Raw genomic sequence first — 14073 nt, forward strand, 5'->3', positions numbered from 1 at the left:
CGATCAATTAGTCGCATTCAAGATACGAATAATCCGTCGCATTGCCTATTCGCATTCCTTTCGAGGTGCATGACCTTCATGTCCGAACGCCCAAGCCCTCAGATTTCCTCGCGCAAACAGCCGAAACAGGCCCGCTCCACCGAACTCGTGGCGGCCGTCCTGGAGGCGGCTGTTCAGGTTCTGGCAAGCCACGGCGCCCCGCGTTTCACCGTGGCTCGTGTGGCGGAGCGGGCGGGAGTCAGCGTCGGGTCGGTGTATCAATACTTCCCGAACAAGGCGGCGATCCTGTTCCGGTTGCAGAGTGACGAGTGGCAACAAACCACCGCCATGCTGCGGGACATCCTCGAGGACCAGTGCAAGTCGCCTCTGCAGCGATTGAGGGATCTGGTGCAGACGTTCATCCAGTCCGAATGCGACGAGGCGCAGATACGCATCGCCCTCAATGACGCCGCCCCGCTCTACCGCGATGCCCCCGAACATCAGACGGCGCGAATCTCGGTGCAGCAATCGGTGGACGCTTTCATGCAACAAGTGCTGCCGGAAGCCAGCACGCAGAGCCGCGCCCTGGCCGGTGACCTGATCATCACCACCCTCGGTTCCGTGGGTAAGCGATTTTCGGCAACGCCACGCTCCGGCGAGGAAATCCGAGCCTATGCCGATGCCATGGCCGATATGTTCTGTGCCTATCTGGAGAGTCTGCGGCAGAAAGCCGTCGAGATCGCGCCAGGCTGACTGCTCGTCCCGACGATCCGGTGACAGCCCGCCGACACTTTTACTACACTCGCCCGTCTTGTCCCTCCCTTTGCGAGACGTCCGATCCATGAAAACCATAACAAGCACGATGACGTTCTGTGGCCTGCTGGCGTTCTGCGGCAGCGCCCTGGCCGAGCCAACCCCTTCGCATCTGGACAAGGTCCTGCAACAAGGTGAACTGCGGGTGTGCACGACGGGCGACTACAAGCCCTATACCTACAAGGCCGCATCGGGTGAATACGAGGGCATCGACATCGACATGGCCCGTTCCCTCGCCAGCAGCCTCGGCGTCAAGGTGCAATGGGTCCAGACCACCTGGAAAACCCTGATGCCAGACATGTTGGCCGGCAAATGTGACATCGGCATGGGCGGGATTTCGGTGACCCTGGAACGGCAGAAAAAAGCCTATTTCAGCAGCACCCTGGACGTTGACGGCAAGATCCCCCTGGTGCGTTGCGAAGACCAGTCGCGCTACCAGACCATCGAGCAGATGAACCAGCCTTCGGTGCGTCTTGTCGAGCCGGCCGGCGGCACCAACGAAGCCTTCGTGCGGGCATTCCTGCCCAAGGGCCAGCTGGCGTTCCATGACAACGTGACCATCTTCCAGGAGCTCCTGGAAAAACGCGCCGACGTGATGATCACCGATGCCTCCGAAGCGCTCTACCAGCAGAAACTCAAACCGGGCCTGTGCGCCGTCAACCCGACCCAGTACCTGCAATACGGCGAGAAGGCCTACCTGCTGCCGCGCGATGACCACACCTGGAAAATGTACGTTGACCAGTGGCTGCACCTGAGCAAGGCCAATGGCAGCTACCAGAAAGTGATCGGACAGTGGCTGGCCGTCCCCGGCGCCCAGTGATGTATCTGCAAATAAAAAACCTGTGGGAGCGAGCCTGCTCGCGAAGGCGTCCGCTCAGTCGACATCTTCATCGACTGACACACCGCTATCGCGAGCAAGCTCGCTCCCACAAGAGCACCTGTGGCGCATGCAGATCCTGAGTCCAACCCACAAGAGCATCTGTGGCGCATGCAGATCCTGAGTCCAACCCAACAACTGTGGGATCTGTGGCACATGCAGATCCTGAGTCCAACCCAACAACTGTGGGATCTGTGGCACATGCAGATCCCGAGTCCAACCCAAAACCACTGTGGGAGCGAGCTTGCTCGCGATGGCGTCCGCTCAGTCGACATCATCATCGACTGACACTCCGCTTTCGCGAGCAGGCTCGCTCCCACAGGAATAGTACGGTCAGGCGTGTTCCCCTGACCTCACTGCCCCGCCCGCACCTTGGCGATTTCGGCGTACATCATCTTCACCAGCTCACCGTCCAGGGATTTGGCGAATTTATCGATCACCGGCTGCACGCGTTCGCGGAAACGATCTTTCTCGGCCGGGGTGATTTCGTTGACGGTCATGGCGCCCGCCAGCGTCGCCTTGGCCTTGTCCATGCTCGCCGCGGTGACTTCACGCTGGAACTTCTGCGCCTCGCTCGCGGCCTCGCGGATCAGCGCCTTTTCATCGTCGTTGAGGCGGTTCCAGGTTTTCTGGCTGATGATCAACGACTGCGGATTGAAGATGTGGCCCGTCACCGAAAGGTACTTCTGCACCTCGTAGAATTTGTTGCCTTCGATCACCGTGAACGGGTTTTCCTGACCATCAATAGTGTGTTGCTCCAGGCCGGTATAGACCTCCGGGAAAGCCATCGGCACCGGGTTGGCGCCCAGGGCACTGAAGGTTTCCAGATAGATCGGCGACTGGATGACACGAACCTTCAAGCCCTGCATGTCTTCAAGTTTCGCCACCGGATGCTTGCTGTTGGTCAGGTGACGAAACCCCAGGTCCCAGTAACCCAGGCCGACCAGGCCCTTGCTGTCCAACTGCGCCGCGAGTTTCTGGCCGACCGGCCCGTCTATCACCGCGTGGGCTTCCTCGGCGTTGTTGAACAGGAACGGGAAATCGAGCATGGCGAAATCCGCGGCCTGGGCAGCGAGGATGCCGGAGTTCAGCACCGTGATATCCAGCGTGCCGCCTTGCAGGGCCGAGACGGTCTGCACATCGCCGCCCAGGGTTCCGCCAGGGAACAGACGAACCTTGAGCTTGCCGCCGCTCTTTTCACTGAGCAGGTCGGCAAACTTCTGCGCGCCCTGCCCTTGCGGATGTTCCTTGACGTTCTGGAAGGCAAAACGCAGGGTGCGCTCGCGGATCTCAGCGGCGTGGCCGGCCACGCTGCCGAGCAGCAAGCCTGTTGCGCAAGCCCCAGCCAGCAAGGTTTTCATCAGTTTTTGCATGTCAGTCTCCGATCTTTATTGTTGTTGGTTTCGAGCTGCTACGGATTGCACCGGCATCAACCGGTGAAGAACTTCAACGGTCCCAGGACGAGCTGAGGGAACAGCACCAGCAGGAACAGCACCGCAAATTGCGCAAGCATGAACGGCCACACGCCACGCACGATTTCCTCGAATTCCAGCTTCGCCACGCCACAGACCACGTTGAGCACCGTGCCCACCGGCGGCGTGATCAGGCCAATCGCGGTGTTGATCAGAAACAGCACGCCGAAGTACACCGGGTCGATGCCCGCCTGGATCACCGCGGGCATCAGCACCGGCGTGAGGATGAGGATGGTCGGGGTCATGTCCATCACCGTGCCGACCAGGATGATCAGCGCCATCATCACCAGCAGCAGGAGGGTCTGGTTGTCCATGAACGGCGCCAGCAGGTCGGCCAACTGGCCCGGCAGGTCGGCGATGGTCACCAGCCAAGACGAGACCATCGCGGCCGCCACCAGCAACATCACCACCGAGGTGGTCCTGGCCGATGACAGGATCACTTCGTACAGCTGGCTGATCTTCATTTCCCGGTAGATCACCAACGACACGAACAGCGAATAGACCGCCGCGACCACCGCCGCTTCCGTGGGGGTGAAGATGCCAAACTTGAGGCCGAGGATGATGATCAGCGGCAGGCCCATCGCCCAACTGCCGTCCAGCAATGTGCGCAGCACCTCGGTACGGGAGCGCTTGGGCGCCGTCTCGACATTCTCGCGGCGGGAGATGAACCACCAGGCGATGGCGAGCCCGACACCGAGCATGAGCCCGGGCACAATTCCGGCCAGGAACAGCTTGGAGATCGATACCCCGGAGGCCACGCCAAAAACGATGAAACCTATGCTCGGCGGAATGACCGGCGCGATGGTGCTGCCAGCGGCGATCAGCCCGGCCGAACGCCCTCGGTTGTGCCCGGCCAGCACCATCATCGGCACCAGCAGCGCTGCCAGCGCCGCGGCATCAGCCACCGCCGAACCGGAAAGCGAGGCCAACAGGCAGGAGGCGATGATCGCGACATAACCCAGGCCTCCGCGCTTGTGCCCCACCAGCGCCATGGCGATGTTGACGATGCGCTTGGACAGGCCGCCGACATTCATGACTTCGCCGGCCAGCATGAAGAACGGCACGGCCATCAACGGAAAGCTATCAGCGCCATTGAGCAGGTTCTGCGCGATGATCTGGGCATCGAACAGGTCCAGGTAGAACATCAGCGCGACGCTGACCACCAGCAAGGCAAAGGCAATCGGCATACCCAGCGCCATGCTGCCCATCAACGACCCGAGGAAAATGGCCAAGGTCATGGGCGGCTACCTTTGAGGGTGTCGTGGTTGATTGCCGAAGCATCGCTGGCCTCGACCATCACCAGCTCGTCATCCGCGAGTTTGCCGAACAGCGCCAGGTACAGTTCATACAGCAGAATGGCGGTGGCGCTGACGCCGAACACCAGGCCGGCGGCGTAGAACAGCGCCATCGACAGGCCTGAAGCCGGCGCGACCACGTCCAGGTTGATCACTGCCTGTTGCCAGCTGCCGCTGACGATCAAGCCGCAGATATACAGCATCAGCAAGTGGCTGATGACCAGGCAGGCACGCTTGCCGGCGGGCGGCAAGCGCTTGACCAGGCTGTTCATGCCCAGATGGGCGCGGTCCTTGAGCGCCACCAGGGCGCCGAGGAAAATCATCCAGACGAAGAACCAGCGCGACAGTTCTTCCGAAACGCTGATGCCGGAGTTGAACGCATAGCGCAGCACGACGTTGCCGAACACCAGCACGATCATCGCGACCATGCACAGGACAATCAGCAGCTTCAGCAGCTTGAAATACAAATCGACGACTTTTGTCATCTTGAAGACCTCACAGGTTGACCGAGCGCCGACATGCATCCGGCGCGACAGAGCGCAAACGCGTGCGCTATCGGATCGAAACCGAAACGTCCCGGCAGATACCGGGGCTGGAGGCGTGAGACGGGGCGAAAGCCATTGGACGGGAGCGCATGAGGACCTCTGTTTTTTATTATGGCCTTGCCTGGGCATGGCGAGGCTGAGTGCCAGCTAAAATGTACTACCCAGTTAATCCGGTCAATAACCTTGCAGGGCCTGAGCACGGATCAAGACGGAACTAGCGTGCGATTATCGGTCACTGGTCAGTGGATTACGGGGTCAAACCCGCTGGTCACGGGGGGATTTGTATCGCTGTGTATATGGGCAGCGAATTGATACGAATTCGCCGATTTCACGCCTTTCCGGCACACATCGCCGATACACCTGCGCGTTTAACTGCACACACCGGACAGCAGCACACAGGCGCTGCCACGGCCCACTCAATAACGCGCAAGGAGAATCACCATGTTCAATTTCTCGAAACTTTCATCCCTCGCAATCGCCCTGACGCTGGTTGGCGGTGTCGGCTTGTCGACGGCGGCCTCGGCCAAGAGCTCCCCTTCCCATGGCCATGCTGCGCAGCAGCTGGCTGAGGGTGGCTCTGATCGTCTGATTCAGAATCGCGTGGCCGAAGGCGGGGCTGATCGGTTGCAGGAGCTGCGTGAACGCAGCACCGCATGAAAGCGCTGTTGTGGCGAGGGAGCTTGCTCCCGCTCGGCTGCGCAGCGGTCGTCAACCTGCCAGCCGGTTTTTTCTGGAGAACCGGGTTGAATGGTTTTGGGGCTGCTATGCAGCCCAGCGGGAGCAAGCTCCCTCGCCACGAAAAGCTCTAAGGGCAAAGCCTCAAGGCTCAAGGCTTGATGTTTTTCAATTCATTGAGCAAACCCAGCAGCTGCTGCATTTTTTCTTCGCCGAACTGTTCCTCGATCCGCCGGTAGTTGCTTTCCATGCCTTCGCTCATGGACACGAAACACTGCTGGCCGCGCTCGGTCAGGCCAACGAAAACCCGACGCTGGTCCTGGCTGGATTTCTGCCGCCGCACCAGCCCGTCGCGCTCCAGGCGAGTGAGCACGCCGGTCATGCTGGGCTTGAGGATGCAGGCCTGATGGGCGAGCTGGTGGCTCTCCAACTCACCCTGCTGGTGCAGAATGCGGATCACTCGCCACTGCTGCTCCGTAAGATCATGCTGGTTCAGCGCCGGACGAAAAAAAGCCATCGCCGCTTCGCGGGCTTGCAGCAGAGTCAGCGTCAGTGAGGGTCTCGGGTTGGCCATGTTCTAACTGTATGGATGGGCGAGTCGGCAGCTTAGTGTCGCCGGCAGGCTGCTGCAAGCGCCTCGCTTTTGTGGCGAGGAGGCTTGCTCCCTCGCCATGGGTCCATCGGTCTATTTGAACAACATGCCCGACTGCCGCTGCCGATACTCCCCCGGTGTCAGCCTGGCGTAACGCTGGAAAAACCGGCTGAAATACGCGGGGTCCTTGAAGCCGAGCTGGTAGCAGATTTCATTGGCAGAGCTGCCGGTGAACAACAGCAGCCGCTTGGCCTCCTGCATCAGACGCTCCATGATCAAGCGCTTGGAAGGCAGGTCGGCGATTCGTCGACACACGTCGTTGAGGCGCGCCTCGGTCACGCCAATGTCCGCGGTATAACGCGACAGGGGCCAGTGCTGGAAATAATGCGCTTCGATCAACTCATTAAAACGGTGGAAGATCTTCAGGTCTTCATGCCGCGCCGGCCTGGCTTCCAGGGAGTTGGAGCACAGCCGCAGCAGGCTGATCATGATCAGCCGCGTCAAGCCGTCCAGCGCCGCGCTGCGCCCCGGCCGCCCGGCCGTCACCTCTTCGCTCAATTCCTCGAACAGGCAGTCCAGCCGCCGCACCTCCCCCGTCTGCTCCGGCCCCAACTGCGCCAGCGCGACGCAGGACGCCGGCATCTGCACGCCCGCCGGCGCCAGGCTCGGATCGGCATCGATCAATTGCCACACCAGTTGCTGACGCACCGTCAGTACGTGTCCGTCGCTGTCGGCTTCGGTAACAAAAGCGTGGGGAATGGTCGGCGGCGTGAGAAAAAACATCGGCCCTGATTCGACGTACTGCCGATCATCCAGATACACCCGCACGGTGCCGCTCTTGACGTAGTGAACCTGGAAGAACCGGTCATGCCGATGGACCGGCATGTTGCGCCCAAAAAAGCCGGCCAGGTTGGCGAGCCGGTCGTAATGCACTTCGGCATCGCTGTAGCGCTGGTCGTACACCTGGCCAATGTTGATGTTCGGGATCGGCTGCCGGTCGGTCATCACGCATTACTCGTTTTTATTCTGATTCAGGCCACTGCCTGCGCTCATGCTGCGCCGAAATCGGCAGGGCAACCAGTGCCGGAAGATTCTGCCACGCTTGACGATAGTTAACATCTTAATTATAACTGTTAACACATTAACAATATTCGCAGAGCACTGGTCTCTGCCATCCCAGGAGACAAGCATGAGCCGTGCCCTGCATGACGTCGCGACCGGCACCCTGTTCGGGGTCGCGCTGAACTACCAGGGGCTGCTGAAGCAGCGCCTCGCCGAGTTCGAGCAAGCGCCTTACCAGAAGCCGCCGCTCAAGCCCGTGCTGTTCATCAAGACGCCGAACACCCGCAACCAGCACGAGGCCGAAGTGATTCATCCAGGCCAGGGCGAGCGCCTGCAACCCGGGCCGGCGTTGGGTGTGGTGATGGGCAAGTCCGCCAGCCGCGTCAGCGCCGACGAGGCGTTGAACTACGTGGCTGGCTACACCGTGGTCAATGAATTCAGCCTGCCGGAGGACAGCTACTACCGTCCCGCCGTCAAGGCCAAGTGCCGGGATGGCTTTTGCACCATCGGTCCCGACCTGGTGCCCAGCGCCAACGTTGCCGACCCCCACAGCCTGGCGGTCACGCTGTACGTCAACGGCGAGGTTCGCCAGCAGAACAACACGGCCAATTTCGTTCGCGACATCCCCCGCTTGATCGCCGAGATCAGCGAGTTCATGACCCTGCATGCCGGCGATGTCTTGATCACCGGCACGCCCGAGGGCCGGGTCGATGTACTGCCCGGCGATCGCGTCGAAGTGGACATCAGCGGCATTGGCCGACTCGTCAATACCATCGTGGCCGAGGAAACAGGAGCCGCCTCATGAAACGCGCACGCATTCACTTTGAAGGCCGGGTCCACGCCGTCACGGTCGAGAACGATAACGCCGTGCGCCTGGCCGACGGTCGGCTGCTGGCCGAAAACCAGGTGCAGTGGCTGCCACCGGCCACCGGCAGCATGTTCGCCCTGGGCCTGAACTATGCCGATCACGCTGCGGAGTTGGCGTTCAAGCCGCCGACCGAACCGCTGGCCTTCATCAAGTCCCCCGGCACCTACACCGGCCACAACCAGATCACCTGGCGCCCCGACAACGTTGCCTACATGCACTACGAGTGCGAGCTGGTGGCGGTCATCGGCAAACCGGCGCGCAACGTCAAGCGTGAGGACGCGCTGGGCTACCTGGCCGGCTACACCGTCTGCAACGACTACGCGATCCGCGACTACCTGGAAAACTACTACCGCCCCAACCTGCGGGTGAAGAACCGCGACGCCACGACACCGGTCGGCCCGTACATCGTTGACGTTGCCGACGTTGCCGACCCTGGCAACCTGACCTTGCGCACCTGGATCAATGGCGAGTTGCGCCAGCAAGGCAGCACCAAGGACATGATCTTCGATATTCCCTACCTCATCGAATACCTGTCCAGCTTCATGACCCTGCAACCCGGCGACATGATCGCCACCGGCACGCCCGAAGGCCTGGCCGATGTGGTGCCGGGCGATGAAGTGGTCGTGGAAGTGGAAGGCGTCGGTCGCCTGGTCAACACAATCGTCAGCGAAGCCGAGTTCTTCGCGTCCCGGAAAGAGGCTTGAGCAGCATGATCAAACACTGGATCGATGGCCGTGAGGTCGAGAGCAAAGACGTCTTCGTCAACTACAACCCCGCCACCGGCGAGGCCATTGGCGAAGTCGCCAGCGGCGGCGCCGAGGAAGTCGCCCAGGCTGTCGCGGCGGCCAAGGCAGCGTTTCCGAAATGGGCCAACACCCCGGCGAAAGAACGGGCCCGGCTGATGCGCAAACTCGGCGAGCTGATCGAACAGAACGTGCCGAAACTGGCCGAACTGGAAACCCTCGACACCGGCTTGCCGATCCACCAGACCAGGAACGTGCTGATCCCAAGGGCTTCTCACAACTTCGATTTCTTCGCCGAAGTCTGCACCCGAATGGACGGTCACACCTACCCGGTCGACGACCAGATGCTCAACTACACCCTGTACCAGCCGGTGGGTGTCTGCGCCTTGGTCTCGCCGTGGAACGTGCCGTTCATGACCGCGACCTGGAAGACCGCGCCGTGCCTGGCACTGGGCAATACCGCCGTGCTGAAAATGTCCGAGCTGTCGCCGCTGACCGCCAACGAACTCGGGCGCCTGGCCGTCGAGGCCGGCATTCCCAACGGGGTGCTCAACGTGATCCAGGGCTACGGCGCCACGGCCGGCGATGCGTTGGTGCGTCACCCGGACGTGCGGGCGATTTCTTTCACCGGCGGCACCGCCACCGGCAAGAAAATCATGCAGACCGCTGGCCTTAAAAAGTACTCGATGGAACTGGGCGGCAAGTCACCGGTACTGATTTTCGAAGACGCCGATCTTGACCGTGCCCTCGACGCGGCACTGTTCACCATCTTCTCGTTGAACGGCGAGCGCTGCACCGCCGGCAGCCGGATCTTCATCCAGGAAAGTGTCTACCCACAATTCGTAGCCGAGTTCGCCGCCCGCGCCAGACGCCTGATCGTCGGCGACCCGCAGGACCCCAAGACCCAGGTCGGCTCGATGATCACCCAGGCCCATTACGACAAGGTCACCGGCTACATCAGGATCGGTCTCGAAGAAGGCGCCACCCTGCTCGCCGGTGGCCTGGAGCGTCCGGCCAACCTGCCGGCGCATCTGAGTTGCGGCCAGTTCATCCAGCCGACGGTGTTCGCCGACGTGAACAACAACATGCGCATCGCCCAGGAAGAAATCTTCGGCCCGGTGGTGTGCCTGATTCCGTTCAAGGACGAGGCCGAAGCCTTGCGGTTGGCCAACGCTACCGAATATGGCCTGGCGTCCTATATCTGGACCCAGGACATCGGCAAGGCCCATCGCCTGGCTCATGGCATCGAGGCCGGCATGGTGTTCATCAACAGCCAGAACGTGCGCGACCTGCGCCAGCCTTTCGGTGGCGTAAAGGGTTCCGGAACCGGCCGCGAAGGCGGACAGTACAGCTTCGAAGTCTTCGCCGAGATCAAGAACGTGTGCATCTCCATGGGCAGCCATCACATTCCGCGCTGGGGGGTATGACCTAGGAAAACCTGGTGATTAACCTGTGGCGAGGGGATTCATCCCCGCTGGGCTGCGCAGCAGCCCCAAAGCCTGACCACACGGTGTGTCAGGCAATTTGAATTGGGGGCGCTTCGCACCCCAGCGGGGATGAATCCCCTCGCCACAAAAGCTCCAACACCAGCAAGACCTGTTTCACCGTTTTGAAGATCAACAAGAACAACATTTCAGGAGAATCATCATGGGCGAAGTCGTCCTGGCTGCGAAGATCTGCCACGTTCCGTCGATGTACCTGTCCGAGCTGCCCGGCAAGCATCACGGCTGCCGCGCGGCAGCGATCGCCGGGCACAAGGAAATCGGCCGCCGCGCCCGTGAACTCGGCGCCGATACCGCCGTGGTGTTCGACGTGCACTGGCTGGTCAACAGCGCTTATCACGTCAACAGCGGCGAGCATTTCAAAGGCATCTACACCAGCAACGAACTGCCGCACTTCATCAAAAACATGGAGTACGAATACCCGGGTTGCCCGGAGCTGGGCGAGTTGATCGCCGCCGAGGCCAACGCCGCCGATATCAGGACCTTGGCCCACAACATCCCCAGCCTCGAGCTGGAATACGGCACCTTGGTGCCGATGCGCTACATGCACATGGATGTACCGGCGGAGCAGAAATTCAACGTGGTGTCGATTGCCGCCTGGTGCGCCTGGCACCGCCTGCAGGACAGTTTCACCTTCGGCGCCGCCGTGCGCCGGGCCATCGAGAAGAGCGACCGCAAGGTCCTGGTCCTGGCCTCCGGCTCGCTGTCCCACCGTTTCTCCGACGACCGCAACGCCGAAGCCAATATCCACAACTGGACGCGGGAATTCGACAAGCAGGTCGATCTGCACGTCGTGAAGTTGTGGCGCGAAGGCCGCTGGAAAGAGTTCTGCGCCATGCTGCCGGACTACGCCGAACATTGCTTCGGCGAAGGCAAGATGCACGACACGGCGATGCTGCTGGGGCTGCTCGGCGGGCCGGACTACGCCAAACCCGCCGAAATCATCACCGAGCCCTTCGGCAGCTCCGGCACCGGCCAGATCAACGCGATTTTTCCAGTCTGAACAACAGCCGCAAGCTCAAGCTGATCGCCTCAACTTGCCGCTTGCCGCTTACAACTCGAAGCTGCCCACGCAGGAGGCCCCCATGCCCCATTTCATCGCCGAGTACACCGATAACATCGAGCAGCAGGCCGACCTGCCCGGCCTGTTTGAAAAGGTCCACGTCTTGCTGGGCGACAGCGGCGTGTTTCCCTTGGGCGGCATCCGCAGCCGTGGCGTGCGCCTGGACACCTGGCGCATGGCAGACGGCAGGCACGATTACGCCTTTGTCCATATGACGCTCAAGGTCGGCCATGGTCGCGACCTGGCTACCCGGCAAAAGGTCGCGGAAAAACTCTTCGAACTGATCACCACGCACTTCGCCGACTTGCAGGCCCAACGCCTGCTGGCGTTGTCATTCGAGATGATCGAGCTGCACGAGCAGCTCAACTTCAAGGCCAACAACGTCCACGCCTTTCTCAAGGGCCAGCCCAGCTAGCCCGTTCGCCCCATCGGCCTCTCAGACAAAAAGTACAAGATCATGAGCACAGCCAATACTGCCGACACCGCCGGCACCCTCGCGCACGACCGCACCCATGCCAGCATCACCTGGCGGCTTATGCCGCTGTTGCTGGTCTGCTACCTCTTTGCCCACCTGGACCGCATCAACATCGGCTTCGCCAAGATGCAGATGAGCGCCGACCTGCAATTCAGCGACACGGTCTATGGCTTCGGCGCCGGTCTGTTCTTCATCGCCTATGCGCTGTTCGGCGTGCCGAGCAACATGGCCCTGGACCGGGTCGGCCCACGTCGCTGGATCGCCACGCTGATGGTGGTCTGGGGCGCGTTGTCGACCGGCATGTTCCTCATCGAAAGCGCCAGCGGGTTCTACGTGTTGCGCTTCTTGCTGGGCGTCGCCGAGGCCGGGTTTTTCCCAGGCATCCTGGTCTTCCTCAACCGCTGGTACCCGGCGCGGCGCCGGGCCCAGGTCACGGCGCTGTTTGCCATTGCCGTGCCGATGGCGGGCGTGATCGGCGGGCCGTTGTCAGGCGGCATATTGGAACATTTCCATGACTTCGGCGGCCTGCGCGGCTGGCAATGGATGTTCATCATCGAAGGCTTGCCGGTGATCCTGCTCGGCCTGGTGGTGCTCAAGTGCCTGCCCGACAGCTTCGAGACGGTCAACTGGCTCAGCGCCGACGCCAAGCAGCAACTGCGCGAGCAACTGAGCCACGAAGAACAGCGCAAATCCATCACCTCGTTCTCGGCCATTCTCGGCAACCCGCAGGTCTGGCTGCTGGTGGCGGTGTATTTCGCGGTGATGCTGGCGGTCAACACCCTGGCGTTCTGGATGCCCACCCTGATCCATGGCGCCGGCATCGGCAGCGATGGCAAGGTCGGGCTGCTCAGCGCCGTGCCTTACCTGGCTGGCTGTTTCTTCATGATCGGTTGCGGACGCTCGTCCGATCACCACCGCGAACGCCGCTGGCACCTGTGCGTGCCGCTGTTGATGGCGGCGGCCGGCATTGCCGTCGCCGGGCTTTCCCCGGCCAATCCGACCCTGGTGCTGGGCGGCCTGATCCTCGCCGGCATGGGCGCCAGTGCCGCGTTGCCGATGTTCTGGCAACTGCCACCGGCGTTCCTGTCCAACAGCACCCAGGCCGCCGGCATCGCACTGATCAGTTCCTTCGGCAGCATCGCTTCGTTCTTCGCGCCCTACCTGATCGGTTGGATGCGCGACACCACCCAGAGCGCCAGCCTGGCCCTTTACGTCCTGGCACTGCTCATCGCCCTGGGTGGCCTGTTGGTGCTGCGCACCCGGGCAGCCATCGTCAATCCACAATAGAGACCCTTGTCATGCTCGATCAAAGCCTCATCCAGCAAGCCGCCGCGCGCCTTGACCAAGCCGAACGCTCCCGTGAACAGGTGCGGCAATTTTCCCTCGATCATCCAGGCATCACCATCGATGACGCCTACGCCATCCAGCGCGCCTGGGTCGCGCAAAAAATCAACGACGGGCGCAAGCTGGTCGGTCACAAGATCGGCCTGACTTCCCGCGCAATGCAGGTCTCGTCGAATATCACCGAACCGGATTATGGCGCGCTGCTGGACGACATGTTTTTCGATGAAGGCAGCGATATTCCGTTCGAACGCTTCATCGTGCCGCGCGTGGAAGTCGAGCTGGCGTTCATTCTCGGCAAGCCGCTCAAAGGCCCGAACGTGACGCTGTTCGACGTGCTTGATGCCACCGAATGGGTGATTCCGGCGCTGGAAATCATCGATGCGCGTATCCAGCAGATCGACCCGCAGACCAAGGTCACCCGCAAGGTCTTCGATACCATCTCCGACAACGCCGCCAATGCCGGCGTGGTCATGGGCGGCCGTGCCGTGCGGCCCACCGAGATCGACCTGCGCAAAGTGCCGGCAGTGCTCTATCGCAACGGCGTGATCGAGGAGTCCGGCGTGTCGGCGGCGGTGCTCAATCACCCGGCCAAGGGCGTGGCCTGGCTGGCGAACAAACTGGCGGCCTACGACGTCACGCTGCAGCCGGGCCAGATCATCCTGGGCGGCTCTTTCACCCGCCCGGTGGCGGCCAATCCGGGCGATACCTTCCATGTCGATTACGACATGCTCGGCTCCATCGCCTGCCGTTTCGTCTGACCGGAGACTT

Annotated in this window: 15 protein-coding genes; 10 read left to right on the top strand and 5 right to left on the bottom strand. The window is 61.6% G+C overall.

The window, feature by feature from the left end; all coding sequences use genetic code 11:
* Positions 1-78: 78 nt before the first annotated feature.
* The gene (locus J3P86_RS15435) at positions 79-732 is read left to right on the top strand and encodes a TetR family transcriptional regulator (protein ID WP_434698355.1); all 654 of its coding nucleotides are present in this window, start codon (positions 79-81) and stop codon (positions 730-732) included.
* 88 nt (positions 733-820) lie between these two features.
* Positions 821-1612 carry a transporter substrate-binding domain-containing protein gene (locus J3P86_RS15440; protein ID WP_434698356.1) on the top strand — a complete coding sequence of 264 codons (792 nt, stop codon included), beginning with the start codon at positions 821-823 and terminating at the stop codon, positions 1610-1612.
* Positions 1613-2022: 410 nt separating this feature from the next.
* Here the strand turns inward: J3P86_RS15440 and J3P86_RS15445 are convergent, their stop codons facing one another.
* The 3 genes from J3P86_RS15445 to J3P86_RS15455 are packed head-to-tail and all read right to left on the bottom strand — an operon-like array spanning position 2023 to position 4921.
* Positions 2023-3042, bottom strand: coding sequence for a TRAP transporter substrate-binding protein (locus tag J3P86_RS15445; protein ID WP_434573692.1), 1020 nt, complete (start codon positions 3040-3042; stop codon positions 2023-2025).
* 56 nt (positions 3043-3098) lie between these two features.
* A complete protein-coding gene (locus J3P86_RS15450; RefSeq protein ID WP_434698357.1) occupies positions 3099-4379 on the bottom strand; it encodes a TRAP transporter large permease subunit in 1281 nt (426 codons plus the stop codon).
* Positions 4376-4921 carry a TRAP transporter small permease gene (locus J3P86_RS15455; protein ID WP_434697507.1) on the bottom strand — a complete coding sequence of 182 codons (546 nt, stop codon included), beginning with the start codon at positions 4919-4921 and terminating at the stop codon, positions 4376-4378. The genes J3P86_RS15450 and J3P86_RS15455 overlap by 4 nt, the downstream gene beginning before the upstream one ends.
* 501 nt (positions 4922-5422) lie before the next feature.
* Between J3P86_RS15455 and J3P86_RS15460 the strand changes: the two genes are divergently transcribed.
* Positions 5423-5638 (top strand): phage infection protein, encoded by a 216-nt coding sequence (locus tag J3P86_RS15460; RefSeq protein ID WP_434657240.1) that lies wholly within the window; start codon positions 5423-5425, stop codon positions 5636-5638.
* 169 nt (positions 5639-5807) lie between these two features.
* On the opposite strand, the gene hpaR is transcribed toward J3P86_RS15460, so the two are convergent.
* Positions 5808-6230: a homoprotocatechuate degradation operon regulator HpaR gene (hpaR, locus tag J3P86_RS15465; RefSeq protein ID WP_305500516.1), complete on the bottom strand. Its 423-nt coding sequence runs from the start codon at positions 6228-6230 to the stop codon at positions 5808-5810.
* Between the two features lie 111 nt (positions 6231-6341).
* Complete coding sequence (gene hpaA / locus J3P86_RS15470) at positions 6342-7253, bottom strand: 4-hydroxyphenylacetate catabolism regulatory protein HpaA (protein WP_434698358.1); 912 nt, start codon at positions 7251-7253, stop codon at positions 6342-6344.
* A gap of 184 nt (positions 7254-7437) precedes the next feature.
* Between hpaA and J3P86_RS15475 the strand changes: the two genes are divergently transcribed.
* From J3P86_RS15475 to hpaH, 7 genes are all read left to right on the top strand, one after another.
* Positions 7438-8115: a fumarylacetoacetate hydrolase family protein gene (locus tag J3P86_RS15475; protein ID WP_434630392.1), complete on the top strand. Its 678-nt coding sequence runs from the start codon at positions 7438-7440 to the stop codon at positions 8113-8115.
* Positions 8112-8882 (top strand): fumarylacetoacetate hydrolase family protein, encoded by a 771-nt coding sequence (locus tag J3P86_RS15480; protein WP_434698359.1) that lies wholly within the window; start codon positions 8112-8114, stop codon positions 8880-8882. The genes J3P86_RS15475 and J3P86_RS15480 overlap by 4 nt, the downstream gene beginning before the upstream one ends.
* 5 nt (positions 8883-8887) lie before the next feature.
* A complete protein-coding gene (gene hpaE / locus J3P86_RS15485) occupies positions 8888-10348 on the top strand; it encodes a 5-carboxymethyl-2-hydroxymuconate semialdehyde dehydrogenase (protein ID WP_434630387.1) in 1461 nt (486 codons plus the stop codon).
* A 220-nt stretch (positions 10349-10568) separates the two neighbouring features.
* On the top strand, positions 10569-11426 hold the full coding sequence (gene hpaD / locus J3P86_RS15490) for a 3,4-dihydroxyphenylacetate 2,3-dioxygenase (protein ID WP_434630384.1): 858 nt from the start codon (positions 10569-10571) through the stop codon (positions 11424-11426).
* An 82-nt stretch (positions 11427-11508) separates the two neighbouring features.
* Entirely contained in the window at positions 11509-11901 is a 393-nt protein-coding gene (locus J3P86_RS15495) for a 5-carboxymethyl-2-hydroxymuconate isomerase (RefSeq protein WP_434698360.1), read from the top strand.
* A gap of 42 nt (positions 11902-11943) precedes the next feature.
* On the top strand, positions 11944-13248 hold the full coding sequence (locus J3P86_RS15500) for an MFS transporter (protein ID WP_434698361.1): 1305 nt from the start codon (positions 11944-11946) through the stop codon (positions 13246-13248).
* An 11-nt stretch (positions 13249-13259) separates the two neighbouring features.
* A complete protein-coding gene (gene hpaH / locus J3P86_RS15505; RefSeq protein WP_434573671.1) occupies positions 13260-14063 on the top strand; it encodes a 2-oxo-hept-4-ene-1,7-dioate hydratase in 804 nt (267 codons plus the stop codon).
* Positions 14064-14073: the final 10 nt, after the last annotated feature.

The sequence above is a fragment of the Pseudomonas sp. D1-1 genome (assembly GCF_051132225.1).
Taxonomy (GTDB): domain Bacteria; phylum Pseudomonadota; class Gammaproteobacteria; order Pseudomonadales; family Pseudomonadaceae; genus Aquipseudomonas.

Excerpts from the sequence above, each read along its gene's own strand:
- hpaR (WP_305500516.1), bottom strand. The coding sequence starts at position 6,230 with ATGGCCAACCCGAGACCCTCACTGACGCTGACTCTGCTGCAAGCCCGC.
- J3P86_RS15480 (WP_434698359.1), top strand. The coding sequence starts at position 8,112 with ATGAAACGCGCACGCATTCACTTTGAAGGCCGGGTCCACGCCGTCACG.
- J3P86_RS15460 (WP_434657240.1), top strand. The coding sequence starts at position 5,423 with ATGTTCAATTTCTCGAAACTTTCATCCCTCGCAATCGCCCTGACGCTG.
- J3P86_RS15435 (WP_434698355.1), top strand. The coding sequence starts at position 79 with ATGTCCGAACGCCCAAGCCCTCAGATTTCCTCGCGCAAACAGCCGAAA.
- J3P86_RS15440 (WP_434698356.1), top strand. The coding sequence starts at position 821 with ATGAAAACCATAACAAGCACGATGACGTTCTGTGGCCTGCTGGCGTTC.
- hpaD (WP_434630384.1), top strand. The coding sequence starts at position 10,569 with ATGGGCGAAGTCGTCCTGGCTGCGAAGATCTGCCACGTTCCGTCGATG.
- hpaA (WP_434698358.1), bottom strand. The coding sequence starts at position 7,253 with ATGACCGACCGGCAGCCGATCCCGAACATCAACATTGGCCAGGTGTAC.
- J3P86_RS15495 (WP_434698360.1), top strand. The coding sequence starts at position 11,509 with ATGCCCCATTTCATCGCCGAGTACACCGATAACATCGAGCAGCAGGCC.
- J3P86_RS15475 (WP_434630392.1), top strand. The coding sequence starts at position 7,438 with ATGAGCCGTGCCCTGCATGACGTCGCGACCGGCACCCTGTTCGGGGTC.
- hpaH (WP_434573671.1), top strand. The coding sequence starts at position 13,260 with ATGCTCGATCAAAGCCTCATCCAGCAAGCCGCCGCGCGCCTTGACCAA.
- hpaE (WP_434630387.1), top strand. The coding sequence starts at position 8,888 with ATGATCAAACACTGGATCGATGGCCGTGAGGTCGAGAGCAAAGACGTC.
- J3P86_RS15500 (WP_434698361.1), top strand. The coding sequence starts at position 11,944 with ATGAGCACAGCCAATACTGCCGACACCGCCGGCACCCTCGCGCACGAC.
- J3P86_RS15445 (WP_434573692.1), bottom strand. The coding sequence starts at position 3,042 with ATGCAAAAACTGATGAAAACCTTGCTGGCTGGGGCTTGCGCAACAGGC.
- J3P86_RS15455 (WP_434697507.1), bottom strand. The coding sequence starts at position 4,921 with ATGACAAAAGTCGTCGATTTGTATTTCAAGCTGCTGAAGCTGCTGATT.
- J3P86_RS15450 (WP_434698357.1), bottom strand. The coding sequence starts at position 4,379 with ATGACCTTGGCCATTTTCCTCGGGTCGTTGATGGGCAGCATGGCGCTG.